The organism is Pseudomonas sp. FP2309 (genome assembly GCF_030687575.1).
In the GTDB taxonomy this organism is placed as follows: Bacteria; Pseudomonadota; Gammaproteobacteria; order Pseudomonadales; family Pseudomonadaceae; genus Aquipseudomonas.
In genome coordinates, this window is record NZ_CP117439.1 from 3,434,901 (window position 1) to 3,461,205 (window position 26,305).

The following is a 26,305-nucleotide window of genomic DNA, read 5'->3' on the forward strand; positions in this document are numbered from 1 at the left end:
CAAGCGTCGAGACTGCAGGCGTAGTCCCGATGACAGATACCCGCGCGCACCCAGGCTTGATTTCCCTGCAAGGCATCGGCAAGCGTTATCAGCTGGCCGGGCAAGAACTGTCCATTCTCAATGATGTGTGCCTGTCCATCGCCCGCGGCGACAGCTGCGGCATTCTCGGCGCGTCGGGCTCGGGCAAAAGCACGCTGCTCAACATCCTCGGCCTGCTCGACCTGCCCAACTGCGGCAGGTACCACTTTGCCGGCCACGATATCTTCAACGCCAGCCCCGATGAACTGGCGGCCATCCGCAATCAGCAGATCGGTTTCGTGTTTCAAAGCTTCAACCTGTTACCGCGTCTGAGTGCCCTGGACAATGTCGCCCTGCCCCTGAGCTATCGCGGTGTGTCGCGGCATGAATCGGTGGAGCGGGCCCTGCGCGTGCTTGAACAGGTGGGTCTGGCCGAGCGCGCCCATCACCGTCCTGCCGACCTGTCCGGCGGCCAGCGCCAGCGTGTGGCGATCGCCCGCGCCCTGGTGGGCGAACCCTCGGTGATCCTCGCCGACGAACCCACCGGCAACCTCGACAGCAGCACGGCCCACGAGATCATGGACCTGTTGCTGGCGCTCAATCGCGAGCAACAGGTGACGCTGATCATCGTCACCCACGATCCGCAGATCGCCGAACGCCTGGGACGCAAGATCCTGGTGCGCAATGGCGTGGTGCATGAGGCCGAACGCCTATGAGCCTGCGGGTCGAACAGCGCGCGAGCCAGCTGCTGCATGAAGCCTTTATCAGCCTGCGCACGCTGGGCAAGCGCTCGGTGCTGGCGCTGCTGGGTATTGTGATCGGCAGTTCGTCGGTGGTGGCGCTGATCAATATCGGGCATAACGCAGCGGTCGATGCGGCGATGATTTTCAAGGACATGGGCACCGACACCCTGGTCGTCCAGTTTCCGCCCAAGGGCAGCAGCAACGTGCCGATGCGCGACCAGCTCGACCTGCAGGCAGTGCGCCAGGCGGTGCCGGGCATCGCGCATATCGGCGCCCTCACGCTGTTCAGCGGCCCCATTGTGTTTCATGGTCGCAGCGTGAATGCCAACTTTGTCGGCAGCACGCCCGACATCCAGCAGGCCATGCGGCTGGTGGTGCAACAGGGGCGCTTCCTGTCGAGCTTCGACGCCAACGAAACCTATGCCGTGATCGGCGACCAAGTGGCCCAGGCCCTCGGCGCGCCGGGCGACCCGGTGCAATTGGGCGACCGCGTGCGCATCAACGACTACCTGTTTCTGGTCGTGGGCATCCTGCGCAGCCAGCCGCGGGCCATGCTGATGCCGGTGCAGGCCAACGAGTCGCTGTTCATCCCCGCCCAAGGCATGCGCCGCCTCTATGCCACGCCGCAGATCGCCAATGTGATCATCCGCGCGGCGCCCGGCCAGGACATGGAGCACATCGCCAAAGCAGGCGCCGTCGCGTTGCAACACCAGCTCACCGACCACGATGTGGACATCCAGGTGCCGCAACAAATGATCGACGGCATGACCCGGCAAAGCCGCACGTTCGCCTACCTGTTGCTGGCCCTGGGCGCGATTTCCCTGGTGGGCGGCGGCGTAGGGGTGATGAACGTGATGCTGATGAATGTGTCGGAGCGCCGCCGCGAGATCGGTGTTCGCATGGCCCTGGGCGCGCGCCGACGTGATATCCGCAACCTGTTCCTGCTCGAAGCCGTAACCCTCACCGCCGTCGGTGCGCTGTGCGGCGCGGTGCTGGGCATGACTGCCGCGTGGCTGTATGCACGGTTGTCGGGCTGGGCCTTCGACCTGGCCACTGCCGCCCTGCCCCTGGGCGTGGGCAGCACCTTGTTGGTGGGTTTGTTCTTTGGTATCTACCCGGCGGTCGCGGCCTCGCGATTGCAGCCGGTGGAGGCCCTGCGCGATGAGTAAATGGCTCCTGTTGCTAGCGCTGGTCTGCCTGCCCGGCGTGGCGGCCGACGTGGTCATCCGGCCTTCGGCGCCGAGCAGCACCCGCAGCGTGTCGCTGAACGCCCAGACCACCGCCCTGACCCTGGGCGATGCGGTCTACCTGGGCCTGCGCAACAACCCGGCGATCCGCAGCGCGTACCTGCAACGGGTGGCGCAGAAGTTCGACCTGCGTGTGGCCGAAGACGTGTTCAACCCCAAGCTCACCCTCAACAGTTACTACCGTGGCAGCCGTGGCTCCCAGGACAGCGCGCGCAACGCCAACGTGGCGCCGTCCACCAGCCTGCTCGGCGAGTACGGCACGCGCTTGAGCATGGCCTGGACCCAGCAGTTGAACAACGCCGATCGCGCCGGCCGCTACCGCAGCGACGGTCTCGACCTGGCGATTATCCAGCCCTTGATGCGCGGCGCCGGCTGGGATGCCACCACCGCGCCGCTGCGCCTCTCGCGCCTCTCGGAGCAGGCCAATCGCCTGAACCTCAAGGCCACCGTGGCCCAGACTATCAGCCAGATCATCGCCACCTACCGCGAACTGCTGCGAGCCCAGGAGCAACTGATCATCGTCCAGGAAGCCCTCAAGCGCTCCAACACCTTGCTCGAGGTGAACAAAGCGTTGATCAGCGCCGGCCGCATGGCCGAGTTCGAAATCGTGCAGACCGAAGCCGACATCGCCACCCAGCAACTGGGCGTCGAAGAAGCGCAGAACCAGTTGGACACCAACCGCCTGTCGCTGCTGCGCCTGCTGGCCCTGGACCTGTCCACGCCGATCCGCGCCACCGAAGCCCTGGAGGCCAGGCCCATGCAGATCGACAAGCGCGAGGCGTTCAACCTGGCGCAAACCCAGCAACCGGAATACCTCGCCGCCCTGCTCGGCAGCCAACAGGCAGACCTCAACCTGGTGATCGCCAAGGACTCCGGACGCTGGCAAGTGGACCTGGTGGCCGGGGCGAACCAGGTACGCGATGCCTACAACAACGACACCGGCAGCAACAATAACCGCACCTGGGACAGCTACGCCGGGGTGCAGGTGCAGATCCCCATCGGCGACATCAGCACGCGCCAGGCCGAGGTGCGCGCGCGGGTCAATGTGGAGGACCAGCAGATCCGCATCACCGACGCCCGTCAGGCATTGGAGCGCAGCGTCAACGACGTGGTGCGCGACCTCAGTACGCGCTGGCGCCAGTACGAAATTTCCCAGCGCGCCGTGGCGTTGTCGCGGCGCAAGATCGAGATCGAACGGGAAAAACTCAGCGCCGGGCGCTCCACCAACTTCCAGGTGCTGAGTTTCGAGACCGACCTGCGCAATGCCGAGAACGCGCAGCTCAATGCGTTGATCGCTTATTTGAACGCCCAGACCCAGCTTGATCTGACCCTGGGCATGACGCTGGAAAGTTGGGAAATCGCCCTCAATGACTACTAATCGAAAACGCCTGCTGGGTGCTCTGTTGATCGCGGTACTGGTCGCCGCGGGATGGGCCCTGCGCAGCCCCGCAGAAAGCCCGGCCGGCAACGCCGAACAATGGCTGGCGGTCAAGCCCGACGCGCTGGTGCATCAGATTGGTCTGGTGGGCAAGATCGAGCCCGAGACCACCCTGATCCTCACCGCGCCGTTCGACGGCAATGTGCTGGCCAACCTGGTGGAGCAAGGCCAGCGCGTCGACGCCGGCCAGGTCCTGCTGCGCATGGACCCGGCCACGCTGGAGGTGCAATTGCGCGAGGCGCTGTCCGCCCAGCTCAAGGCTCGGCGCGCCGTGCAGGAGATGCAGGACTGGGACAGCAGCCCCGCCGTCAGCCGCGCCCGCCGCAGTTTGCGCACCGCCGAGATGACCGCGGGCAACACCCAACGCAAGCTCACCGAAAGCGACAATCTGTTCAAGCGCGGCATCATCCCGCGTAACGAACTTGATGACCTCAAGCAACAGGCCCAACAGCAACAGCTGGACCTGGCCGCCGCGCGCAGTGAACTGCAACAGGCCCTCGACCAGGGCAAGGGTGAGTACCGCCAGATCGCCGACATGGAACTGACCAACGCCACGGTGAAATACGAGGCCCTGCGCACCTTGCTTGAGGGGCGCGACGTCAAAGCGCCGTTCTCCGGCATCGTGGTGCCTGCACCCGGAAATAATTCACCGCAGGGTGGCGGCAACAATACGGCACCGATCCAGGCCGGCAGCAAGGTCAGCCAGGGCCAGGTGTTGTTTGGCCTGGCCAATATCGAACGGCTGAAAATCGTTGCCAGGGTCTCGGAACTGGACATCAACAGGTTGCATCAAGGTCAGGCGGTGGAGGTGCTGGGGGATGGCTTCGACGGCGAACGGCTGAGCGGTTCGGTCAGCGTGGTGAGCGGCCTGGCGATCGCCAGCGACAGCCAGGGCAGCGCGCAGTTTCCGGTCACCTTATCGATCCCCCAGCTCACGCCACAGCAGCTGCAACGGGTGCGGCTGGGGATGAGCGCACGGCTGACGATCGTCACGTACAACAATGCACAGGCGATGGTGATCCCGAGCGAGGCGATCCAGGCGGACGGGACGGTGGCGTTTCGCGAAGCGATGGATAAACCGGTGGAGCGGGTGAAAGTCACTACCGGCCAATCGACGGCGCAAGGGATTGAGGTGTTCGGCCTCAAGCCAGGGTTTGTGCGCGTAAAGTCATGACCTCCGCGATGAGCAGGCTTTTTGTGATGAACGAGCTTGTTGTGGTGAGCAGGCCTGTTGTGGTGAGCAGGCCTGTTGTGGTGGACAGGCTTTTTGTGGTGAGCGGGCTTGTCCCGCGCCGGGCTGCGAAGCGGCCCCAACAGCAAGCGCCGAGGTGTGCCTGATATACCCTGTTCGTCCCCTATAGGGGGCGCTTCGCACCCCAGCGCAGGGCAAGCCTGCTCACTACAACAGCCCTTCGCGGCTCTAGACCTGGGCGAGTTTCACGGCCAGGGCTTTGGCCTGCAGCGCCACATCAGTCACGGCGGTGCTCTCCCACCACATCCCGCGTAACGGCGGGCCCATCGCAAACAAACGCCGACTGACCTGCCCTTGGGCGTCCAGCACCGCGCCCGACGCATCCGCCGCAATCCCCAGCGCCAACGGCCCGGGCCTGATCAACCCGCGCTTGAGCAACTGCTGCGGCAATGGCCGGGCCACGCGGCGCCAGTCGTATTCGATACCGCTGGAGTTGATCAGCGCCGCACCCGACACCTGGCTCAATGCCTCCTCGCCGCGATGACGCACACGGATGATCACGCCTGTGTCCGAGGGCGCCAACCCTTTGAACGACGCCGCGCGAATGCGCAACCGCCCCTCTTCATGCAGCCGGGCCACCAGTTGCGCGCTCAACGGCGGCGAACGGTGGTGATGACTCTCCCACCACGGCCGCACATGCCGCACGAACTGGCGCTTTTCACGCTCGCTGGCCTGGCTCCACAACCGGCCGATATGCACACGCACCGTGTCCAGCGGCGCTTGCCAGTCGATACCCTGCGCCTGCGCCAGCCGGCATTGGCGACGCACTTCGCGCAGCAACTGGCGAGGGCTGCGCAGGCGGTGATCGGCGCCGAGAAAATCCTCCCAGCTCGGCGGTTGGCGGCGCACATGGGGCAGCAGGCCGTGGCGCGAAAACACCTCGATGGGCCCGCGATGCCCGGCCTGTTCCAGGGACACCACGGCATCGACCATGGTCAGCCCCGAGCCGATGATCAGCACCGTGGCGTGTGGGTCAAGCTGCGTCATGGCCTGCACATCCCACGGGTCGACGGCCGCCGCATTCAAACCGCTGGACTCGGTCTGCGGCGTACGGGCCGCCGGGAACATGCCCGTGGCCAATACCGCACAGGCACCGCGCAATTGCTCGCCGTTATCCAGGGTCAACCGCGTTTCAGCCGGTTCCACCTGCAGGTCCACCACCTCGGCGCGCACGTGCTCCACGGTGGACGCCGACAGTGCCTTGGCCTCGGCCAGCCGCTGTTGTGCGTAAAGGCCAAAAATACCGCGTGGCGGGAACAGCTCGCTGACGGGCACGTGCTGCTGGTCCGACTCCGGCCAGCCACCGGCGCCGATGTACTCGGTGAGCCACTGGGTCAGGTCATCGGCATTGTCCGGGTCGACGCTCATGCGCGCGGCGTTGCCGTTCAAGGTGTGGCCCAGTTCGACCGCGCTGTACGCCTCGCCACGGCCGAGTTCAGCGCGCGGTTCGATCACCAGCACGCGCCGCCGGCCCGGCAGGCGCAGCAGCTGCACCGCCAGCATCGTGCCGCTTAAGCCGCCACCGATGATCAGCACATCAGCGTTGCGGATGGATTCACTCATGCCCGTTCGCCCTTACTGTTTACCCAGGTAAATATCATGCAGATCGCCGCGCGCCAGCAGGTGCGCGGCGCTGCCGCTCAACGCGACGCGCCCAGTATCCAGCACATAACCGTAGGACGCATAGGTGAGCGCGACGTTGATGTTCTGTTCGGCGATCAGGAAGCTCACCTGCTGCTCGCGGTTGAGCTGCGCGATGATCTCGAAGATCTCCTGCACGATCATAGGCGCCAAACCCATGGACGGCTCGTCGAGCAGTACCAAAGTAGGACGGGTCATCAACGCACGGCCAATCGCGACCATCTGCTGCTCACCGCCCGAGGTGAGCCCCGCGCGGGTGTGGCGCTTGGTCTTGAGCCGCGGGAACCAGGCGTAGATGCGCTCCAGATCCTGCGCCATGTCCTTACGGCTCAAGCGCCGCACGAAGCCGCCGCTGCGCAGGTTGTCTTCCACGGTGAGTTGGCCGAACACATGACGGCCCTCCAGCACGTGCACCATGCCGTTGCGCACTCGCCGGCTGGGGTCGATACCGGCTAGGTCGGCGCCTTGGTATTCGATCACCCCCCGGCTGACCTCGGCGCGCTCGGCCCGCACCAGCCCGGAGATGGCTTTGAGGGTGGTGCTCTTGCCGGCGCCGTTGGCTCCGAGCAAGGCGACGATGGCGCCTTTGGGCACGCTCAGCGAAACCCCGGCAACGGCCAGGATCGCGCCGTCGTAGATCACTTCAATGTCGTTGACCGTCAGCAGCGACGGGCTGACGGACTCGCTGGCAGGCTGGCTCATGGCTTATTCATCCCCGGTGCAGGTGCGTGGCGTCAGGCCTTTTTCCTTGGCGAACGCGGCGGACTTCTCGTCGATCAGCGGGCGCAGCAAGGCGCGGTCGGCGGCGATCCAGTCGCTGATCAGCGTCCAGTTGGCCCCGTCCCACTGCTGCACCCGCGCCGAACCGCCGCCCTCATGGTCACGGCAGGACAGCTTGAGGTTCTGCATCAGGCCCAGGTAGCCCATGTCTTTAAGCCGCGCGTCGTCGATATTCAGATGTTCCAGGCCCCAGCGGCCTTCTTCACCATTGAGCGGACGTTTGCCGAACCGGGCCTGGGCGGTGCGGATCGCTTCGACGGCCACGGCGGCATTCACCAGGCCGGAGTTGTAGTACACGCTGCCGAAATTCTTCAGGTCTTTGAGGTCGCTGTGGCCCTTGTCGAGCACGTGTTGCTTGAGGCGCCTGTGGATCTCGAAATCGGTCCCGGCCGGGTATGGCGTGAGCGCCAGGTAACCCTTGGCGGCGGCGCCGGCGGGCAGCACGTCTTCACTGGAGCTGGCCCAGATATCGCCGATGATGTGGTCCACCGGGAAGCCAAAGCGCGCGGCGGTCTTCACCGCAACTGGGGTCGACACGCCCCAGGTCCGCAGGAACACCCAGTCCGGGTTGGCCTGGCGCACCTGCCTCCATTGCGCCGATTGTTCGTTGCCGGGGTCGGCCACCGGGATCTGGATATTTTCAAAACCGTACTTCTCGGCCAGCAACTTCATCGGGCCGAGGGTTTCGCGACCGTAGGCCGAGTCGTGGTAAACCGTGGCGATCTTCTTGCCCTTGAGCTTATCGAAGCCGCCTTCGCGCCCGGCGATGTAGTTCACCAGGCTGGACGCCTCGCTGTAGAACGTCAGCATCACCGGGAAGTTATAGGGGAACACTGTGCCGTCGGTGGCCTCGGTGCGCCCGTAACCCAGGGTGATCAGCGGGATCTTGTCCACCTCGGCGCGCTCGCTCAGCGCATAGGCCGCCGGTGCGCCGTTGGGTTGGTACACCGCGACCGGCGCGCCATCCAGGCCGTTTTTGAAACGCTCATAGCACTCGATGCCCTTCTCCGCGGTCCATTCGGTCTCGCACTCCTGCCACACCAGCTTCACGCCGTTGATGCCGCCTTCGACCTCGTTGATATAGCGCAGGTAATCGATCATCCCGGCCCACACCTGCACGCCGCTGGAGGCATAAGCGCCGACGCGGTAGGTGGCCAGGGGGAAGAATTGCTGGTCGGCGGCGGCGATGGCCTGGGGCACGGCACCGGCGAGGGTGGCGAGCGCCAACGTGGCGCCGACCAGGGAACGTTTCAAGGATGCACGCATGGGAGTTCTCTTAGTCAGTCAGAAACGGAGCGGCCAGTGACGCAGCCGATGGCGAAGGTTGTGCAGCAGGCGAATCAGGCCCTCGGGTTCCTTGATCAGGAACACGATGATCAGCACGCCAAAGATGATTTTCTGCAGGTTCTGCAACTGCCCTGCGTCCACCGAACCGCCAAACAGGGCTTGCCCCGCGTGGCTGAGAAAAATCGGCAGCAGGCTGATGAACGCGGCGCCGACGAAGTTGCCGGCGATGCTGCCCATGCCACCGATAATGATGATGAACAGGATCTGGAACGAGCGGTTGATATCGAAGCTGCTGGCGCTGGCCGTGCCCAGGTAGGCAAAGGCCCACAGCGCACCGGCGATGCCGAGGTAGAACGAGCTGACCGCAAACGCCAGCCGTTTGTAGCGCGCCACCGGAATACCAACCACGGCTGCGGCGGTGTCCATGTCGCGGATCGCCATCCAGTTGCGCCCCACCTGGCTGCGCACCAGGTTGAGGGCGGTCCAGGTCAACAGCAGCACCGTGACCAGGGTCAGCAGGTAGCGGCCCAGCGGCGTGTTGAGGTCATGGCCGAACAGCGCCAGTTTCGGCGCGGAAATGGTGCCCGACGAGCCGTAGTTGTAGAACCACGCAAACTTGACGAACAGCCACTCCAGAAAGAACTGCGCGGCCAGGGTGGTGACCATCAGGTAGAAGCCCTTGATCCGCGAACTGGGCAGGCCAAACAGCAGGCCCACCAGTGCGCTGATCACCCCGCCGCCGAGCAACGCAACCGGCAAGCCCAGCTCGGGCAGGCGCAGCAGAAAGCCATAGGTGGCGAACGCACCCACCGCCATAAAGCCCGCCGCGCCCACCGAGGTTTGCCCGGTGTAGCCGGTCAGCACATTCAGGCCCAGCCCCGCCAGGGACAGCACCAAAAACGGGATCAGAATCGCATTGAGCCAATAGTCATTGCCCCACAGCGGCACGACGACAAAGGCCAGCGCCAACAGGCCGAGCAGGCCCCATGGCAGGCGCCGTTGAATCAGCACCAACGGCGCGGTTTCTTGAACGACAGGACTCGACATGGTTTCAGACTCGCTCAATGGCACGTTCGCCGAACAGGCCGGCGGGGCGGATATACAGGAAGGCCAACGCCAGTACGTAGGCGAACCACGGCGTGATACCGCCGCCGATCAGCGGGCCGATGTACACCTCGGCGAGGTTCTCCGCCGCGCCCACAATCAGCCCGCCGACGATGGCCCCGCCAATCGAGGTAAAGCCGCCGATGATCAACACCGGCAAGGCCTTGAGCACCACCAGCGACAGCGAAAACTGCACGCCCTGGCGCGCGCCCCACAGCAGCCCGGCCACCAGCCCGACCATGCCGGCCACTGCCCAGACGATCTGCCAGATGCGGTTGAGGTTGATGCCGATGGACAGCGCCGCCGTGGTGTCATCCGCCACCGCGCGCAACGACACGCCGATGCGGGTTTTGTTGAACAGCAGCGCGAGCACCGTCACCAGCACCACCGCGACAACGGCGGCCATCAGGTCGAACTGGCTGAGCATCAGCGGCCCGACAAACAGCGGTATGTCGTCAATGCCCAGGTCCAGCGCACGGACCTGCGAGCCCATCAAACCCTGGGCCAGGCCTTCGACAATGAACGACAGACCCAAGGTGGCCATGAACAAGGTGATCTGCGAACGGTTCACCAGTGGGCGCAGCACCAACCGCTCAATCAGCCAGGCACCGGCGATCATCACCAGCACCGTCAGCAGCAGCGCCAGGGCAAACGGTACGCCTTGATCGTGCAGGCTGACGAAGGTCAGCGCGGCAAACAACAGCATCGCGCCCTGGGCAAAATTGAACACGCCGCTGGCCTTGTAGATCAGCACGAAGCCGATGGCGACCAGGGAGTACATAGTCCCGGCAAGCAACCCGCCGAGCAGGGTTTCGAAGAAGAACGTCATCAGTGCACCGCTCCCAGATACGCCGCGATCACTTCGGGGTTGGCCTGTACTTCTGCCGGGGTGCCATCGCCGACCTTGCGCCCGTAGTCGAGCACTACCACATGGTCCGACAGGCCCATCACCACGCCCATGTCGTGTTCGATCAACACCACGGTGGTGCCCAGGTCGCGATTGACGTCGGCGACGAAGCGCGCCATGTCCTGTTTCTCTTCGGCGTTCATCCCGGCCATCGGCTCGTCGAGCAGCAACAGGCTGGGCCCGGCGATCAGCGCGCGGCCCAACTCCACGCGCTTTTGCAGGCCATAGGACAAATTGCCCACGGGCACATCGCGATGGGCTTGCAGGTGCAGAAATTCGAGGATGCCCTGGGCACGTCGGCGAAATGCCTCGGCTTCACGCCGTGCGCGCGGCAAGCCCAGGGCCTCTTCGATAAAGGTGGTGCGCATATGCCGCGACAGACCGGTGAGGAGGTTGTCGAGCACGCTCATTTTTTTGAACAGCGCGTTGTTCTGGAAGGTGCGGCCAATGCCACGCCGCGCGGCGCCCAAAGGGTCGATGCGATGCAAGTGCTGGTCTTCAAACACGATCTCACCGGCGTCAAAACGATAGACGCCGTTGAGGACATTGAGCAGCGAGCTTTTACCGGCGCCGTTGGGCCCGATCAGCGCGCAGATCTCGCCGCGGCGCACCTCGAAGGACAACGCATGGATGGCCTTGACGCCTTTGAACGACAGGGAGATATCCCGCACCTGGAGAATGGCCTGGCTCATGCGATGTCCCGTTTGAGTTCGGCCAACCAGGTCGGCTCGGCAGTGGTCTTGAGCGGCTGCCAGATAAAAGTCAGGCGCTGAAAACCCAACAGGGTGCGCACGCGGTGCTTGATCAACCGGCGCAGGCCGCCTTGCGGCTCGGCGATCGCCCAGTCGCACAGGCGTCGGCGCCAGGTCCCCTGGGGCGCGAGGCGGCTTTCGATGTCGTCGGCCAGGTGCTGCAGGCGCTCGGGCGAGAACAGCAAACCGGTGGGCGCCACTTCGCTGCGGTCACGCCGCGCCGAGGCCAGGTTCTCTGGAAAGGCCAGGCCGTTGCCGCTGCTTAGCCATTGCTCCAGCACCACGGCAAGCCCCCCTTCCCAGCCGGTGCCCTCCTCGCTCCACAACACGGCGTCAGCAGCCGGCTGCCGCCAGCGCTGCAGATGCTGCGCCGGGTCGACCGGACCCAGCAGTTGCGCGAAGTCCAACCGCTGGGTGAAGGTCCAATCACGCTGGCGACCCTGGACGTAGGCGTGGCTGGGATGAATGCGCCACAGTTGTTGCTCCAGCGCCTGCGGATCGAGATGATCGGCCAGCGTCAGCACCTGCGCACCGATGGACTGGGCCGCCAACGCCAGCAACAGCAGGTTCGGCTCAAGGGCGCCGCTGAGCACCAGGCGGGACTGTTCACTGAACCCTTGCTGGCGCAAACCAGCGGCCAGGCGTTCGACGTCACGCAAGGTGTCGATCCAGCGCCAGGCGTACCACTGGCCCTGGCGCTTGTGGCGCAGGGCGATGTGCAGGGGCGTGAGTTGCGCCCACTGGCGCAGGTGTGCCAGAAGGGCCGTTGGTTCGTGCAGGCTCATAGAGTGAGGCTCCTGGTGAGAGATGCGCCTGACAGGTCGCGGTAGCCGGCGCCGGGGTGGTTGCCGGCCAAGCGCGCGCCGTCGCCAAACAATTTCTCGCGCAAGGTGCCCTGGGCGTATTCGGTCTTGTACACACCGCGCTTTTGCAGCTCCGGCACCAGCCACTCCACGGCGTCGATAAAGGTTTCGTGGGTCAGCGCATAGGCCAGGTTGAAACCGTCCACGTCGGTTTCCTCCGCCCACTCCTGCAACAGGTCGGCGACGGTCTGCGGGCCGCCGACGAACAGCGGGCCAAAACCGCCGATACCCACCCAGTCGGCCAGTTCGCTCGGCGTCCAGACCTTGTTCGGGTCCGCCGTGGAGAAGGCCTCCACCGCTGACTGAATCGCGTTGGTGTGCACGTGTTTAAGCGGCTCGTTGGGCTTGAACTGGCTGAAGTCGATGCCGGTCCAGCCGGAGATCAGCGCCATCGCCCCTTCGTAGCTGACGTAGGACTTGTAGTCGTCGAACTTGGCCTTGGCCTTGGCGTCGGTCTCGTCGACGATCACCGTCTGCAGATTGAAGATCAGAATTTTCTTCGGATCACGCCCGGCCTCGGCGGCACGGCGGCGGATATCGGCGACGGTCTTTTTCAGCAGCACCTTGGACGGCGCGGCGACAAACACGCACTCGGCCTGCTCGGCGGCGAACTGTTTGCCGCGGCTGGAGGCCCCAGCCTGATACAGCACCGGCGTGCGTTGCGGGGACGGCTCGCACAGATGAATGCCGGGCACCTGGAAGTGTTTGCCGACGTGACGGATCTCGTGGATTTTGCTCGGGTCGCTGAACACCCGACGCTCGCGGTCACGCAGCACTGCGCCCTCCTCCCAACTGCCTTCCCAGAGTTTGTAGCAAACCTCCAGGTATTCCTCGGCATAGTCATAGCGCGCGTCATGTTCGGTCTGGGCCTTCTGCCCGAGGTTCTTGGCGCCGCTTTCCAGATAGGACGTCACGATGTTCCAGCCGATGCGGCCCTTGGTCAGGTGGTCCAGGGTCGAAAGACGGCGGGCAAACGGGTACGGGTGCTCGAAGGACAATGACGCCGTGAGGCCAAACCCCAGGTGCTCGGTGACCAGTGCCATCGGCGCGATCAACGACAGCGGGTCGTTGACCGGCACCTGGGTGGCTTGGCGAATCGCCGCGTCACCGTTGCCGTTGTACACGTCGTAGATGCCCAGCACGTCGGCGATGAACAGGCCGTCGAACTTGCCGCGCTCAAGGATTTTGGCCAGGTCGGTCCAGTAGTCGAGGTCTTTGTACTGCCACGAACGGTCACGCGGGTGTGCCCACAGGCCGGGCGATTGGTGGCCCACGCAGTTCATGTCGAAGGCGTTCAAGCGGATTTCACGGGGCATCACAACACTCCGTTGAGGTGGTAGTTGCCGACGACCTGGTATTTCCAGCGCAAGGGGTCATCCAGGGTTGATGGCAACGTCGTGCGTTGGCCGGTGAGTTCGAATTCAGCATTGCTGGTGGCAATCAGGGCTTCGGCGGCGGCGATTTGCGCCTCGGTGGCGGCCACCGGGCTCGGATGGCTGGCGGCGCGTTCAAGCAAGGCGGCGGCGACGTCGACGCGGATCTGCAAGTCGCCGAAACGGCTGATGACGTAGGGGTCGTCGCTGTGTTCGACATGGCGACGGGTGCTGTCCAGCAGTTGGCGGGCGAGGGTCAGTGCGGTCATGGTCAGGTCCTCAGTTCCAGGCGTGGCGCGCAGGTTTAACGCCGTTGAGCACGAAGTTGCCGATCAGGTGGTATTTCCAGCGGGCCGGGTCGTGCAGGGTGTGGGTGCGTGCGTTGCGCCAGAAGCGGTCGAGGTTGTGCTTGGACGTGACCGAACGGGTGCCGGCCAGTTCGAACAGCTTGCTGCTGGCGAGCAAGGCGGTTTCGGCCGAGAGCACTTTGGCCTGAGCCACCACCAGCGAGGCGTTGGCCACGGTGTCTTCATTGGGTTGCGCCAGAGCCTGGTCCACCGCGATGCCGGCCTTGGCCAGGATCGCCTCGGTGCCGTGCACGCGCCACTCCAGGTCGCCGATGGCGGCAATGGTGAACGGGTCTTGCCAGCCGTGCTCCTGCTGACTGTCGATCCACGGCCGTGCCTGGCGGGCGTAGATCTTGGCCTGTTCAAGTGCGCCCAAGGCGATGCCGGTGTCGACCGCCGCCTGAATGATCTGCGAAATCGGGCCATCGGCGGTGGGCTGGTCAAACGCCAGATGGGCGGGGATCACCGCGCTCAACGGCACGCTCACCCCGTCGAGGATCACGCCACCGCTGGCGGTGGTGCGTTGGCCGAAACCGTCCCAGTTGTCGATCACTGTGAGGCCAGGTGCATCACGTTCGACGAAGCCGATAAACGCCTGGCCCTGCTCGTTGTTTCCTACGGTGGGCACGATGTGGGCGAACAACGCGCCGGTGCAGTAGAACTTTTCGCCGTGGATGTACGCCCTGTCGCCGTCAAACCGAATCTGGGTATCAAAGGTCCCGGCGTTTTTGCTGTTGGCCTCGGAGAAAGCGTTGCCGAAACGGTAGCCCGCCAGCACCTTGTCGAAGTAATAGCGCTTTTGGGCCTCGGTGCCGGTTTGCAACAGGATATCCACCACACCGAGGTGATTCTGCGGAATCTGCCCCAGGGACGGGTCGGCGGCGGAGATCAACTTGATCACCTCGGCCACGGTTACATAGGACACACCGGCGCCGCCATAGGCCTTGGGTACGGTGATACCCCACAGGCCGCTGGCGGAAAACTCATCGAGTTCGGCCACCGGCAGGCGTCGCTCGCGGTCGCGCGCGCTGGCGTCGACGGCAAAGCGCGCGGCCAGCCGGGTGGCGACCTCGATGGCTTGCGCGTCAGAGCGGATGAGATGGGCAGGGTGTTGAGGGTGGGCTGACATGGGCCGACTCCAGGCTCCGAGGGAATACCTGGGTGATTGCAGGAGTCGTGCCTGAACTTAATCATCAATAAAATCAGCGGGTTGCTGGTCAATCGGCGGCGCCGAGCGCGGCTCAAACCAGCAAACTGTGCATCCACTGTTGCCTGGCGGACAGTTAAAGCACCACGTTGCGAACGAAGCGCACGGCCACCTCACCTTCATTGCGATAGCCATGGACCTGGCGGCTGGCAAACATGAAAAACTCACCCGCGGCGACCCGGTTTTCTTCATTCCCCACCAGCAGCGTCAGGCAACCTTCGAACACAAACACCTGCACGCTCCAGCCTTCCGGGTCGGGGTCCGGGCTGTAACAATCGCCCGGCTCCAGGCGCATCTCCCACAACTCGACTTCACGGCGCGCAGTGGCTTTGGCCAGCAGCACGGCTTTACTGCCGGGGATCTCGCCGGCCCAGGCCAGCTCGTTGATACGGCTGTGGTCGGGCGCATCCGGCGCCTGGATCAGGTCGCTGAAGGCCACCTCCAGCGCTTCGGCCACGCGGTCGAGGGTCGACAGGCTGACGTTTTTCTCGCCGGCTTCGATGGCCACCAGCATGCGCCGGCTCACCCCGGACTTTTCCGAAAGCGCGGTCTGGCTCAGGTCGGCGGCGTGGCGCAGGCGACGCACGTTCTGGCTGACGTGTTGCAGGACCGAAGCCCGGTGTGGATTTTCTTTGTGCACTATATTGCTCAGTGGGTGGGTGTGCGCAGTATACTGCCCAGCGTGCGGCGCATTGTGCGGTCCGTGCCTTTCCCTTGCAAGACCAGAGCCGCCATGACCAGCCCGACCTCCTCTTCGCGTTTTAACCGCTTCAGTAAAGCCGAATGCATTCTGGTGTTCATCACCATGATCTGGGGCGGCACGTTTTTGCTGGTACAGCACGCCATGACCGTGAGCGGGCCGATGTTTTTCGTGGGTCTGCGTTTTGCCGCAGCGGCGATTGTGGTCGGCTTCTTTTCTTTGCGTACGCTGCGCGATCTGACCTTGTTTGAATTGAAGGCGGGGGTGTTTATCGGCGTGGCGATCATGTTTGGCTACGGCTTGCAGACCATTGGCCTGCAAACGATCCTAAGCAGCCAGTCGGCGTTTATCACCGCGCTGTATGTGCCGTTTGTGCCGTTGCTGCAATGGCTGGTACTGGGCCGTCGTCCGGGCCTGATGCCCAGCATCGGCATCATGCTGGCGTTTGCCGGGTTGATGCTGTTGACCGGGCCGGCGGGGGCCTCGCTGAATTTCAGCCCTGGTGAAATCGCCACCCTGATCGGCGCCATCGCGATTGCCGCCGAAATCATCCTGATAAGCGCCTTTGCCGGGCAGGTGGATGTGCGTCGGGTCACCGTGGTGCAACTGGCCACCGCTTCGCTGTTGTCGTTTTTGATGGTGGTACCGATGGGCGAGGCGCTGCCGGGGTTTTCGTGGTTGCTGCTGTTCAGCGCGATGGGCCTGGGCTTGACCAGCGCGGTGATCCAGGTGGCGATGAACTGGGCGCAGCAAAGTGTCTCGCCGACCCGCGCCACCTTGATTTATGCCGGCGAGCCGGTGTGGGCCGGGGTCGTTGGGCGAATCGCCGGGGAGCGCTTCCCGCCGATTGCGATGCTGGGGGCGGCCTTGATCGTGATGGCGGTGATTGTGAGTGAGATGAAGAGGAGCAGCTCGGAAGCTGGCGATGCGCAAGACGTTGTGGAGCCGAAGAATCTGGGGTGATAGGTTGAGTTGCGCGCTGCAAGCCATATACGCTCGGTCGGGAGCTTGCAGCGTATAACTTGTAGCTGCTTTCTACTGCCTCCGTAGGATCCTGCCACATCTTGCCGTTTGGTGATCGAGAAAGCGGCACGTATGATGCATCCCAAACTCCCGCAGATTAGAAGCCTATGTCCCTGATAGTTCTACTGCTTCTGCCGTTCATTGGCAGCTGTCTGGCGGCCTTGCTGCCGCACAACGCACGTAACACCGAATCCCTGCTGGCCGGCCTTGTCGCCCTGGTCGGGACCGTTCAAGTTGCCCTGCTCTACCCCCAGATCGCCTACGGTGGCGTGATCCGCGAAGAATTCACGTGGCTGCCCAGCCTCGGCCTTAACTTCGTGTTGCGCATGGATGGCTTCGCCTGGCTGTTCTCGATGCTGGTGCTCGGCATCGGCGCGCTGGTATCGCTGTATGCGCGCTACTACATGTCACCGGACGACCCGGTGCCGCGATTCTTCGCGTTTTTCCTGGCCTTTATGGGCGCCATGCTCGGTCTGGTGATCTCCGGCAACCTGGTCCAGATCGTGTTTTTCTGGGAACTGACCAGCCTGTTCTCGTTCCTGTTGATCGGCTATTGGCATCACCGCTCCGACGCACGACGCGGTGCCTACATGGCGTTGATGGTCACCGGCGCGGGCGGTCTGTGCCTGCTGGCCGGGGTGATGCTGCTGGGGCATATCGTCGGCAGCTATGACCTGGACCAGGTGCTGGCGGCGGGCGCGCAGATCCGCGCGCATTCGCTGTATCCGGTAATGCTCGTGCTGGTGCTGATTGGCGCCTTGAGCAAAAGCGCGCAGTTCCCGTTCCACTTCTGGCTGCCTCACGCCATGGCGGCACCCACCCCGGTTTCGGCCTATCTGCACTCGGCGACGATGGTGAAGGCCGGCGTGTTCCTGCTGGCCCGCCTGTGGCCGTCGCTGTCGGGCAGCGAAGAATGGTTTTGGATCGTCGGCGGTGCCGGCGCGCTCACCCTCCTCCTCGGCGCTTATTGCGCCATGTTCCAGAACGACCTCAAAGGCCTGCTGGCCTACTCCACCATCAGCCACCTCGGGCTGATCACATTGCTGTTGGGGCTCAACAGCCCGCTGGCCGCTGTCGCGGCGGTGTTCCATATCCTCAACCATGCCACCTTCAAGGCCTCGCTGTTCATGGCGGCGGGCATCATCGACCACGAAAGCGGCACTCGGGATATCCGCAAGCTCAGCGGCCTGGTCAAGCTGATCCCGTTTACCGCAACCCTGGCCATGGTGGCCAGTGCGTCGATGGCCGGCGTGCCATTGCTCAATGGTTTCCTGTCCAAAGAGATGTTCTTCGCCGAAACCGTGTTTATCTCGGCAACCCAGTGGGTGGAAATCGCCCTGCCGATGATTGCAACCATCGCCGGCACCTTCAGCGTGGCGTACGCCCTGCGTTTTACCGTCGATGTGTTCTTCGGCCCGCCTGCCACCGACCTGCCCCACACGCCTCACGAACCGCCACGCTGGATGCGCGCGCCGGTTGAGTTGCTGGTGTTCACCTGCCTGTTGGTGGGGATATTCCCGGCCCAGGTAGTCGGCTCGATCCTCGCTGCCGCCGCCCTGCCCGTGGTGGGCGGTGTACTGCCCGAGTACAGCCTGGCGATCTGGCACGGCTGGAACGCACCGATGATCATGAGCCTGGTGGCCATGACCGGCGGCGTGGTGCTCTACCTGATGCTGCGCAAACAGCTTAAGCGCGGGCGCTTCAAGTACCCGCCGGTCATCAGCTACTTCAACGGCAAGCGCATGTTCGAGCGCAGCCTGGTGGTGATGATGCGCGGGGTGCGCAAGATCGAGAAACGCATCAGCACCAAGCGCCTGCAAACCCAATTGTTCCTGCTGGTACTGGTGGCGGTGGTCGGGGCCACGGTGCCGATGCTCAACAGTGGCCTCAGTTGGGGCGACCGCCCGAAAATTCCGGGTTCCATCGTCTTCGTCACCCTATGGCTGCTGGCGATCGCATGCGCCCTGGGCGCCGCCTGGCAGGCCAAATATCACCGGCTGGCGGCCCTGACCATGGTCAGCGTGTGCGGCCTGATGACCTGCGTCACCTTCGTCTGGTTCTCGGCGCCGGACCTGGCGTTGACGCAATTGGTGGTCGAGGTGGTGACCACCGTGCTGATCCTGCTCGGCCTGCGCTGGCTGCCTCGGCGGATCGAGGAGGTGTCGCCACTGCCCGGTTCGCTGCGCAAGGCGCGCATTCGCCGCCTGCGCGACTTCCTGCTGTCCACCGTGGTGGGCGGCGGCATGGCGCTGCTGTCCTACGCGATGCTGACGCGCCAGACGCCCAACGACATCTCGTCGTTCTACTTGAGCCGTGCCCTGCCCGAAGGCGGCGGCAGCAATGTGGTGAACGTGATGCTGGTGGACTTCCGCGGTTTCGACACGCTGGGCGAGATCACCGTGCTCGGCGCGGTGGCGCTCACCGTGTATGCCCTGCTGCGGCGCTTCCGCCCGTCCAAGGAAAGCATGCAACTGCCCGCGCAACAGCGCCAACTGGCACCGGACGTGGCCACTGATCTGGTCAACCCGCGCCAGGCCAGCGACACCGCCCTGGGCTTCATGATGGTGCCGGCGGTTCTGGTACGCCTGCTGCTACCGATCGCGCTGGTGGTGTCGTTCTACCTGTTCATGCGCGGCCACAATCAACCGGGCGGCGGTTTTGTCGCCGGGTTGGTGATGTCGGTGGCGTTCATCCTGCAATACATGGTGGCCGGTACGCAGTGGGTCGAAGCGCAGATGAGCCTGCGGCCGATGCGCTGGATGGGCTTCGGCCTGCTGTCGGCGACCCTGACCGGGCTCGGCGCACTGTTTGTCGGGTACCCGTTCCTCACCACCCACACCTGGCATTTCAGCCTGCCGGTGCTCGGGGATATTCATGTCGCCAGCGCGTTGTTCTTCGACGTCGGCGTGTACGCGATGGTAGTCGGTTCAACCCTGCTGATGCTCACCGCCCTGGGCCACCAATCGGTGCGCGCGCACAAACCGAGCAATCAGACCAAAGTCGTCGCCGTAACGGAAGGAGCCGCCTGATGGAAGAAGTCATCGCAATTGCCATTGGGGTCCTGGCGGCCTCCGGCGTCTGGTTGATCCTGCGCCCACGGACATTCCAGGTGGTGATGGGCCTGTGCCTGTTGTCGTATGGGGTCAACCTGTTCATTTTCAGTATGGGCAGCCTGTTTATCGGCAAGGAGCCGATCATTAAGGACGGCGTGCCGCAGGACCTGCTCAACTACACCGACCCGTTGCCCCAGGCGCTGGTACTCACGGCCATCGTGATCAGCTTCGCCATGACCGCATTATTCCTGGTGGTGCTGCTGGCGTCCCGCGGACTGACCGGCACGGACCACGTGGACGGCCGGGAGCCCAAGGAATGAATTGGGTCAACCAACTGATCGTCGCCCCGATCCTGCTGCCCCTGCTCACCGCCGGGCTGATGTTGATGCTCGGCGAAAAGCGTCGCCCGCTCAAAGCCAAGATCAATCTGTTCTCCAGCCTGATCGGCCTGGGCATCGCGGTGTTGCTGCTGTACTGGACGCAACAAGGCGGCCCGGGCTCCGTCGGCGTGTACCTACCGGGCAACTGGCAGGTGCCGTTCGGCATTGTGCTGGTGGTGGACCAGCTGTCGGCGCTGATGCTGGTGCTGACCGGGATCATCGGCGTGAGTGCGCTGCTGTTCGCCATGGCCCGCTGGGACCGGGCCGGCACCAGCTTCCATGCGTTGTTTCAGGTGCAGATGATGGGCCTGTACGGCGCCTTCCTCACCGCCGACCTGTTCAACCTGTTCGTGTTTTTCGAGGTGCTGCTCGCGGCCTCCTACGGCTTGATGCTGCACGGCTCGGGCCGCGCGCGGGTGTCGTCGGGGCTGCATTACATCGCGATCAACCTGCTGGCCTCGTCGCTGTTCCTGATTGGCGCGGCGATGGTCTATGGCGTCACCGGTACGCTGAACTTCGCCGACCTGGCGCTGAAGATCCCGTTAGTCCCCGAAGCTGACCGCGGCCTGCTGCATGCCGGCGCGGCCATCCTGGCCACCGCCTTCCTGGCCAAGGCCGGCATGTGGCCACTGAACTTCTGGCTGGCCCCTGCCTATTCCTCGGCCAGTGCGCCGGTGGCGGCGATGTTTGCGATCATGACCAAAGTCGGCGTGTACACCGTGCTGCGCCTGTGGACCTTGCTGTTCTCCGGTCAGGCCGGCGCGTCGGCGTTGTTTGGCGGCGACTGGCTGGTGTACGGCGGCATGGCCACCATCGTCTGCGCGGGGCTGGCGATGCTGGCGGCGCAGCGGCTCGAGCGGATGGCCAGCCTGAGCATTCTGGTGTCGGCCGGGATCCTGCTGTCGGCGGTGGGTTTTGCCCAGCCGAGCCTGACCGCTGGAGCGCTGTTCTATCTGGTCAGCTCGACGCTGGCGTTGAGTGCGCTATTCCTGCTGGCCGAGCTGATCGAGCGTTCGCGCTCGGCCAATGACCTGCCGCTGGATGAGGAAATCGATGCGCTGCCCAAAGCCATGGAGTCCCTGCATCCGCGCCCTGGGGTGAACCTGGATGACGAGCAGAAAGCCGTGATCGGCCAGGTGATTCCGTGGACCATGGCCTTCCTTGGCTTGAGCTTTGTCGCCTGCGCGCTGCTGATCATTGGTATGCCGCCATTGTCCGGATTTATCGGCAAGCTCAGCCTGTTGAGCGCGCTGGTCAACCCATTGGGCCTGGGCAGCGGCCTGGAAGGCCCGATTCGCCCTGCGGCATGGGGCCTGATGGCATTGCTGATCCTGTCCGGCCTGGCCTCGTTGATCGCTTTCGCCCGCCTGGGCATCCAGCGCTTCTGGACCCCAGAGGAGCGCCCATCGCCGTTGCTGCGCCGCTACGAGTGCGTGCCGATCTTCTTCCTGCTGGGCCTGAGCATTCTGCTGACCTTCAAGGCCGAACCGTTGATGCGCTACACCCAGGCCACCGCCGACAGCCTGAACAACCCGGAGCGTTACGTGATGGCCGTAATGGCCACGCGACCGGTGCCGAGCCCTGAAGCCAAGACCGCCGCCATGGAGGTACAGCCATGAACCGCCTGCTCCCTGCTCCGTGGCTATCGCTGGCCCTGTGGGTGCTGTGGCTGGTGCTCAACCTGTCGGTCAGCCCCGGCAACCTGCTGCTCGGCGCCTTAATGGGTGTTCTTGCGCCGCTGCTGATGGCGCCGCTGCGTCCGCTGCCGATCCGCATCCGCCGCCCCGGCATGATCATCCGCCTGTTCTTGTTGGTCGGTCGCGATGTGATCATCTCCAACCTGCAAGTGGCCTGGGGCGTGCTCACCTGCGGCTCGCGGCCACCGCGCTCGCGCTTTATCAAGATCCCCCTAGACCTGCGTGACGCCAACGGTCTGGCAGCCCTGTCGATGATCACCACCGTGGTGCCCGGCACCATCTGGTCGGAACTGGCCCTGGACCGCAGCATCCTGCTGTTGCACGTCTTCGATCTGGAGGACGAAGCGGCCTTCATCGCCCATTTCAAAAGCGCCTACGAACGGCCTCTGATGGAGATCTTCGAATGAGTGCCCTGCTCTCCAATGCAATTTTGTTCGGCCTGTTCCTGTTCTCCCTGGCCATGGTGCTGACGCTGATCCGCCTATTCAAAGGCCCTTCGGCCCAGGACCGCGTCCTGGCGCTGGACTACCTGTACATCCTGGCGATGCTGATGATGCTGGTGCTGGGCATTCGTTACGCCAGTGACACTTACTTTGAAGCGGCGCTGTTGATCGCGCTGTTCGGCTTCGTGGGCTCGTTTGCTCTGGCCAAATTCCTGCTGCGTGGGGAGGTGATTGAATGATGCCGTTATGGATGGAAATCGTCGTCGCGCTGCTGCTGGTGTTGAGCAGCGTGTTCGCACTGATCGGCGCGATTGGCTTGCTGCGCATGAAAGACTTCTTTCAGCGCATGCACCCACCGGCACTGGCCTCGACGTTGGGCGCGTGGTGCGTGGCGCTGGCTTCGATCATCTATTTTTCGGTGCTCAAATCCGGGCCGGTATTGCATGGCTGGTTGATCCCGATTTTGTTGTCGATCACCGTGCCCGTGACCACGTTGCTGTTGGCACGGACGGCGCTGTTTCGCAAGCGCATGGCCGGTGATGATGTGCCGGCCGAGGTCAGCAGCCGCCGCTGAGCGCTGAGACGCGCACCCTTCTACGGTTGGATCGCAGCCATTTCCAACGCCGTTTTAGGGTTGTCGGCCGGTTTTACAGCGAAAAAAAACCCCGAACACTTCGGGGTTTTTTTCATTCAGCGTTCAACGATCAAACCTGATCAGCCAACCGCCACGTCGTCCCACCCTTGCCATCTTCCAACACCACACCCATTGCGGTCAGTTGGTCACGGATACGGTCGGACTCCGCCCAATCTTTATTGGTACGAGCCGTTAAACGCGCCTGAATCAGCGCATCGACCTCAGCCGCATCCACACGCCCTTCAGCGCCAGCCTGCAGGAACTCGTCGGCTTCCATCTGCAGCACGCCCAGCACGCTGGCCAGTTCTTTGAGGCGCGCAGCCAGGCCTGCCGCCGCGTCGAGGTCGCTCTCGCGCAGGCGGTTGATTTCGCGCACCATTTCGAACAGCACCGCGCAGGCTTCGGGGGTGCCGAAGTCGTCGTTCATGACTTCGGTGAAGCGTGCCACGAACGCTTCGCCGCCGGCGGCCGCGACCACTGGAAGGCCCTTCAACGCGTGGTAGAAACGCTCCAGGGCGCCTTTGGCGTCCTTAAGGTTGTCTTCCGAGTAGTTGATGGCGCTGCGGTAGTGGCTGGACACCAGCAGGTAGCGCACCACTTCCGGGTGGTACTTTTCCAGCACGTCGCGAATGGTGAAGAAGTTGTTCAAGGACTTGGACATCTTCTCGCCATTGATGCGGATCATGCCGCAGTGCATCCAGGCGTTGGCGTAGGTCTTGCCGGTCGCGGCTTCGCTTTGAGCGATTTCGTTTTCGTGGTGCGGGAACTCCAAATCGCTGCCGCCGCCATGAATGTCGAAGGTTTCGCCCAGGCAGCAGGTGGACATCACCGAGCATTCGATGTGCCAGCCCGGACGCCCGGCGCCCCACGGCGACTCCCAGCTCGGCTCGCCCGGCTTGGTGGCTTTCCACAGCACGAAGTCGAGCGGGTCCTGCTTGGCTTCATCGACTTCGATGCGCGCACCGATGCGCAGGTCTTCGATCTTTTTGCGCGACAGCTTGCCGTAGCCCATGAACTTGGCGACGCGGTAGTACACGTCGCCGTTGCCTGGGGCGTAGGCGTAACCCTTGTCGATCAGGGTCTGGATCATCGCGTGCATGCCAGGGATGTGGTCCGTGGCACGCGGTTCCATGTCCGGCTTGAGGATGTTGAGGCGGGCCTCGTCCTCGTGCATCGCGGCGATCATGCGCTCGGTGAGCGCGTCGAACGCCTCGCCGTTTTCATTGGCGCGGTTGATGATCTTGTCGTCGATGTCGGTGATGTTGCGCACATAGGTCAAGTCATAGCCGCTGAACCGCAACCAGCGGGTCACCAGGTCGAAGGCAACCATGCTGCGGCCGTGGCCGATGTGGCAGTAGTCGTACACGGTCATGCCGCACACGTACATGCGCACCTTATTGCCATCGAGCGGCTTGAAGACTTCTTTGGTCTTGCTGAGTGTGTTGTAGATCGTTAGCACAACGGCTTCCTTAGAAAATCACTGGCCCCACGAATCACGTAAGGTCACGGTACGGTTGAAGACCGGATGACCAGGTTTGGAGTCCTTGATATCCGCGCAGAAGTAACCTTCGCGCTCGAACTGGAAACGGTCTTCCGGCTGTGCGTCGCCAAGCGATGGCTCGGCACGACAACCAGTGAGTACTTGCAGGGAGTCAGGGTTGATGTTGTCGAGGAAACTCGCGCTGTCTTCGGCCTTCTCCGGGTTTGGAGAACGGAACAGACGATCGTACAGACGCACTTCGCACTCGATGCTGGCCGCGGCCGGCACCCAGTGGACCACACCCTTGACCTTGCGGCCTTCAGGGTTCTTGCCCAGGGTTTCCGGGTCGTACGAGCAACGCAGTTCGACGATGTTGCCGTCGGCGTCCTTGATCGCTTCGTCGGCACGGATCACGTAGCTGCCGCGCAGGCGCACTTCGCCATTGGGCTCCAGGCGCTTGTAGCCTTTTGGCGGCTCTTCCATGAAGTCGTCACGGTCGATGTAGATTTCACGGGCGAACGGCAGCTTGCGCACACCCAATGCTTCGTTCTGCGGATGACGCGGCAGTTCGAGGTGGTCGACCTTGTCTTGCGGGTAGTTGGTGATCACGACTTTCAACGGACGCAGCACGCACATGGCGCGCGGCGCGTTCGCATCGAGGTCCTGGCGGATGCTGAACTCGAGCATGCCGAAGTCGACCACGCCGTCGGAACGGTTGGTGCCGACCATGTCGCAGAAGTTACGGATCGACGCCGGGGTGTAGCCGCGACGGCGGAAGCCCGACAGCGTCGACATGCGCGGGTCGTCCCAGCCATGCACGTGCTTCTCATCGACCAGTTGTTTGAGCTTGCGCTTGCTGGTGATGGTGTAGTTCAGGTTCAGACGACTGAATTCGTACTGGCGCGGCTGGGCCGGCACCGGCAGGTTGCTCAGGAACCACTCATACAGCGGGCGATGGCTTTCGAACTCCAGGGTGCAGATGGAGTGGGTAATGCCTTCGATAGCGTCCGACTGACCGTGGGTGAAGTCGTAGTTCGGGTAGATGCACCACTTGTCACCGGTCTGGTGGTGATGGGCGTGACGGATGCGGTACATGATCGGGTCGCGCAGGTTCATGTTCGGCGAAGCCATGTCGATCTTGGCGCGCAGCACGCGGGCGCCGTCCGGGAACTCACCGGCGCGCATGCGGGCGAACAGGTCCAGGTTCTCTTCTACCGAACGATCGCGGAACGGGCTGTTCTTGCCGGGCTCGGTCAGCGTGCCACGGTATTCCTTGGCTTGCTCCGGGCTCAGGTCATCAACGTAAGCCTTGCCGGCCTTGATCAGCTCGACGGCCCAGTCGTGCAACTGGTCGAAATACTGCGAGGCATAGCGCACTTCACCGGACCATTCGAAACCCAGCCACTTCACGTCGCTTTCGATGGCATCGATGTATTCCTGGTCTTCCTTGGCCGGGTTGGTGTCGTCGAAACGCAGGTGCGTGACGCCACCAAACTCCTGGGCCAGGCCGAAGTTCACACAGATCGACTTGGCGTGACCGATGTGCAGGTAGCCGTTGGGCTCTGGCGGGAAGCGGGTGACGATCTGCGTGTGCTTGCCCGAATCCAGGTCCGCCTGGATGATCGGGCGCAGGAAATTGACCGGAACGGCAGGTCCGGCCTTGGAATTCGAGGTAGGGTCGACAGTGGGCTTGCTCATAGGATCCTTGAACAGACAGGTACGTGGCCGGTGGAGGCCAGATAAAACAAAGCCGTTATCATAGCTGATGCTGTCAAGCCGCTGACAGCGCACGGTCAAAAACTGCTGTTTTTATTGCATGGGCGGTGAAAAACCACCTCGAAATTCCTGGCGGGCACGCTAAACTGCGCGCCTTGGCCGCCGTTTAGCCAGACAGGTAAAGCGTTTATTCGCCCAAACCCACGAATTCCCTGAAAGA

24 protein-coding genes are annotated in these 26,305 nt (G+C 63.6%); 11 read left to right on the forward strand and 13 right to left on the reverse strand.

The genetic code is table 11. The annotated features are described in order from the left end of the window. Positions 1-29: 29 nt before the first annotated feature. The 4 genes from PSH59_RS15645 to PSH59_RS15660 are packed head-to-tail and all read left to right on the forward strand — an operon-like array spanning position 30 to position 4,620. Positions 30-734: an ABC transporter ATP-binding protein gene (locus PSH59_RS15645; protein WP_305393117.1), complete on the forward strand. Its 705-nt coding sequence runs from the start codon at positions 30-32 to the stop codon at positions 732-734. Next, on the forward strand, positions 731-1,930 hold the full coding sequence (locus tag PSH59_RS15650; protein WP_305393118.1) for an ABC transporter permease: 1,200 nt from the start codon (positions 731-733) through the stop codon (positions 1,928-1,930). The genes PSH59_RS15645 and PSH59_RS15650 overlap by 4 nt, the downstream gene beginning before the upstream one ends. Next, entirely contained in the window at positions 1,923-3,386 is a 1,464-nt protein-coding gene (locus PSH59_RS15655; protein ID WP_248079526.1) for a TolC family protein, read from the forward strand. Before PSH59_RS15650 ends, PSH59_RS15655 begins: the two co-directional genes overlap by 8 nt. Continuing rightward, positions 3,376-4,620: an efflux RND transporter periplasmic adaptor subunit gene (locus PSH59_RS15660; RefSeq protein WP_248079527.1), complete on the forward strand. Its 1,245-nt coding sequence runs from the start codon at positions 3,376-3,378 to the stop codon at positions 4,618-4,620. Before PSH59_RS15655 ends, PSH59_RS15660 begins: the two co-directional genes overlap by 11 nt. A gap of 246 nt (positions 4,621-4,866) precedes the next feature. On the opposite strand, the gene PSH59_RS15665 is transcribed toward PSH59_RS15660, so the two are convergent. The 11 genes from PSH59_RS15665 to PSH59_RS15715 form a co-directional block, all read right to left on the reverse strand. Further along, a complete protein-coding gene (locus tag PSH59_RS15665; protein WP_305393119.1) occupies positions 4,867-6,261 on the reverse strand; it encodes an FAD/NAD(P)-binding protein in 1,395 nt (464 codons plus the stop codon). 12 nt (positions 6,262-6,273) lie between these two features. Further along, on the reverse strand, positions 6,274-7,041 hold the full coding sequence (locus PSH59_RS15670; RefSeq protein ID WP_248079531.1) for an ABC transporter ATP-binding protein: 768 nt from the start codon (positions 7,039-7,041) through the stop codon (positions 6,274-6,276). A 3-nt stretch (positions 7,042-7,044) separates the two neighbouring features. Beyond that, a complete protein-coding gene (locus PSH59_RS15675) occupies positions 7,045-8,385 on the reverse strand; it encodes an ABC transporter substrate-binding protein (protein WP_248079533.1) in 1,341 nt (446 codons plus the stop codon). 18 nt (positions 8,386-8,403) lie between these two features. After that, positions 8,404-9,453: a branched-chain amino acid ABC transporter permease gene (locus PSH59_RS15680; RefSeq protein ID WP_248079535.1), complete on the reverse strand. Its 1,050-nt coding sequence runs from the start codon at positions 9,451-9,453 to the stop codon at positions 8,404-8,406. A gap of 4 nt (positions 9,454-9,457) precedes the next feature. After that, on the reverse strand, positions 9,458-10,339 hold the full coding sequence (locus PSH59_RS15685; protein WP_305393120.1) for a branched-chain amino acid ABC transporter permease: 882 nt from the start codon (positions 10,337-10,339) through the stop codon (positions 9,458-9,460). Then, entirely contained in the window at positions 10,339-11,109 is a 771-nt protein-coding gene (locus PSH59_RS15690; protein WP_305393121.1) for an ABC transporter ATP-binding protein, read from the reverse strand. The genes PSH59_RS15685 and PSH59_RS15690 overlap by 1 nt, the downstream gene beginning before the upstream one ends. Beyond that, a complete protein-coding gene (locus tag PSH59_RS15695; protein WP_305393122.1) occupies positions 11,106-11,954 on the reverse strand; it encodes an AMP-binding protein in 849 nt (282 codons plus the stop codon). The genes PSH59_RS15690 and PSH59_RS15695 overlap by 4 nt, the downstream gene beginning before the upstream one ends. Further along, positions 11,951-13,348: an LLM class flavin-dependent oxidoreductase gene (locus PSH59_RS15700; protein WP_305393123.1), complete on the reverse strand. Its 1,398-nt coding sequence runs from the start codon at positions 13,346-13,348 to the stop codon at positions 11,951-11,953. Before PSH59_RS15700 ends, PSH59_RS15695 begins: the two co-directional genes overlap by 4 nt. Next, positions 13,348-13,674 carry an acyl-CoA dehydrogenase gene (locus PSH59_RS15705; RefSeq protein WP_248079544.1) on the reverse strand — a complete coding sequence of 109 codons (327 nt, stop codon included), beginning with the start codon at positions 13,672-13,674 and terminating at the stop codon, positions 13,348-13,350. Before PSH59_RS15705 ends, PSH59_RS15700 begins: the two co-directional genes overlap by 1 nt. A gap of 10 nt (positions 13,675-13,684) precedes the next feature. Beyond that, the gene (locus PSH59_RS15710) at positions 13,685-14,881 is read right to left on the reverse strand and encodes an SfnB family sulfur acquisition oxidoreductase (protein WP_305393124.1); all 1,197 of its coding nucleotides are present in this window, start codon (positions 14,879-14,881) and stop codon (positions 13,685-13,687) included. Between the two features lie 154 nt (positions 14,882-15,035). Then, on the reverse strand, positions 15,036-15,599 hold the full coding sequence (locus tag PSH59_RS15715; RefSeq protein WP_305393125.1) for a helix-turn-helix domain-containing protein: 564 nt from the start codon (positions 15,597-15,599) through the stop codon (positions 15,036-15,038). A 93-nt stretch (positions 15,600-15,692) separates the two neighbouring features. Here PSH59_RS15715 and PSH59_RS15720 point away from each other — a divergent pair, with 93 nt between their 5' ends. The 7 genes from PSH59_RS15720 to PSH59_RS15750 all read left to right on the forward strand — a co-directional run bounded on the left by PSH59_RS15720 (position 15,693) and on the right by PSH59_RS15750 (position 22,829). Then, positions 15,693-16,622, forward strand: coding sequence for a DMT family transporter (locus PSH59_RS15720; protein WP_305393126.1), 930 nt, complete (start codon positions 15,693-15,695; stop codon positions 16,620-16,622). Positions 16,623-16,789: 167 nt separating this feature from the next. Beyond that, entirely contained in the window at positions 16,790-19,711 is a 2,922-nt protein-coding gene (locus PSH59_RS15725) for a monovalent cation/H+ antiporter subunit A (RefSeq protein ID WP_305393127.1), read from the forward strand. Further along, a complete protein-coding gene (locus tag PSH59_RS15730) occupies positions 19,711-20,055 on the forward strand; it encodes a Na+/H+ antiporter subunit C (RefSeq protein ID WP_003192163.1) in 345 nt (114 codons plus the stop codon). The genes PSH59_RS15725 and PSH59_RS15730 overlap by 1 nt, the downstream gene beginning before the upstream one ends. Beyond that, on the forward strand, positions 20,052-21,734 hold the full coding sequence (locus PSH59_RS15735; protein ID WP_248079549.1) for a monovalent cation/H+ antiporter subunit D: 1,683 nt from the start codon (positions 20,052-20,054) through the stop codon (positions 21,732-21,734). Before PSH59_RS15730 ends, PSH59_RS15735 begins: the two co-directional genes overlap by 4 nt. Continuing rightward, the gene (locus PSH59_RS15740) at positions 21,731-22,219 is read left to right on the forward strand and encodes a Na+/H+ antiporter subunit E (protein ID WP_305393128.1); all 489 of its coding nucleotides are present in this window, start codon (positions 21,731-21,733) and stop codon (positions 22,217-22,219) included. The genes PSH59_RS15735 and PSH59_RS15740 overlap by 4 nt, the downstream gene beginning before the upstream one ends. Then, entirely contained in the window at positions 22,216-22,494 is a 279-nt protein-coding gene (locus PSH59_RS15745; RefSeq protein WP_305393129.1) for a K+/H+ antiporter subunit F, read from the forward strand. The genes PSH59_RS15740 and PSH59_RS15745 overlap by 4 nt, the downstream gene beginning before the upstream one ends. Next, positions 22,491-22,829 (forward strand): Na+/H+ antiporter subunit G, encoded by a 339-nt coding sequence (locus tag PSH59_RS15750; RefSeq protein WP_248079553.1) that lies wholly within the window; start codon positions 22,491-22,493, stop codon positions 22,827-22,829. Before PSH59_RS15745 ends, PSH59_RS15750 begins: the two co-directional genes overlap by 4 nt. Before the next feature lie 130 nt (positions 22,830-22,959). Here PSH59_RS15750 and cysS read toward each other — a convergent pair whose 3' ends face one another. Further along, positions 22,960-24,348, reverse strand: coding sequence for a cysteine--tRNA ligase (cysS, locus tag PSH59_RS15755; RefSeq protein ID WP_305393130.1), 1,389 nt, complete (start codon positions 24,346-24,348; stop codon positions 22,960-22,962). A gap of 18 nt (positions 24,349-24,366) precedes the next feature. Then, entirely contained in the window at positions 24,367-26,067 is a 1,701-nt protein-coding gene (locus PSH59_RS15760; protein WP_248079557.1) for a glutamine--tRNA ligase/YqeY domain fusion protein, read from the reverse strand. Between the last annotated feature and the right edge of the window lie 238 nt (positions 26,068-26,305).